Source organism: Cupriavidus basilensis OR16, from assembly GCF_000243095.1.
Taxonomy (GTDB): Bacteria; Pseudomonadota; Gammaproteobacteria; order Burkholderiales; family Burkholderiaceae; genus Cupriavidus; species Cupriavidus basilensis_D.
On record NZ_AHJE01000392.1, the window covers coordinates 1 to 779 of the forward strand.

General features: G+C 69.4%; 1 protein-coding gene and 1 pseudogene. One reads left to right on the forward strand and one right to left on the reverse strand.

The genetic code is table 11. The features are described from left to right. The coding region (locus OR16_RS39315; protein ID WP_006165127.1) for a PHP domain-containing protein at window positions 1–334 on the reverse strand (334 nt) is incomplete at its 3' end. A 264-nt stretch (window positions 335–598) separates the two neighbouring features. Between OR16_RS39315 and OR16_RS47110 the strand changes: the two are divergent. After that, window positions 599–779: pseudogene (locus OR16_RS47110) on the forward strand (FAD-dependent oxidoreductase); the annotation flags it as partial.

Below are 779 nucleotides of genomic sequence, written 5' to 3' on the forward strand. Positions count from 1 at the left end.
TGTCTTGCGCCCTGGCGGCGCGCCCGACGCGCGTGGCGGCCAGGCCGTCCACCCAGCGCCTCGGCAGTCCGGGTCGGATCTGCAAGCCAACGATATGCACGGTCTGGCCAGCCCACGTCACCGAGATCTCCACCCCAGGCACGTAGTGCATGCCAAGCGCCTCGGCTGCGGCTCGCGCCCTGGCCTGGCCCTTGACCTCGTCATGGTCCGTCAGCGCCCAGTACGCCACGCCGCCGGCGTGCGCGCGCGCGGCGACATCCTCGGGGGACAACATGCCGTCGGACACCGTGGAATGGCAATGCAGATCCGCGTTGATTGCGTGTGAATTTTGCATGCGTCTATTCTACTCTTGCGTTAAATCCGCGTTAAATCCACCTTAATCCCGTACCCATGCGCACCACGTGGGCTGGCCCACACATCCGCGCGATAGCCCTGCCGCCAACGCTGGCGTAGGCGGCCGGCCAAGCCCCGCGCGGTATAGTTGGGGCCTGACGATCCTCCCGCCGGGCGCCGCCGCGCGCGCCGCCTGCCAAGCCATGCCGACCCAAGTCCCTGCTTCCGCCACGCCCGCCCCCCCCCCCCAACCCCCCCGGCCGACATGATCCGCACCGATGTGCTGATCGTCGGCGCCGGCCCGGTCGGTTTGTTCGCCGCTTTCCAGGCCGGCGTGCTGGGCTGAAGTGCGAGCTCATCGACGTGCTGGACCGCGCCGGCGGCCAGTGCACCGAGCTCTATCCGGAAAGCCGATCTACGACATCCCGGCGGTCGCCCGGCTCGCC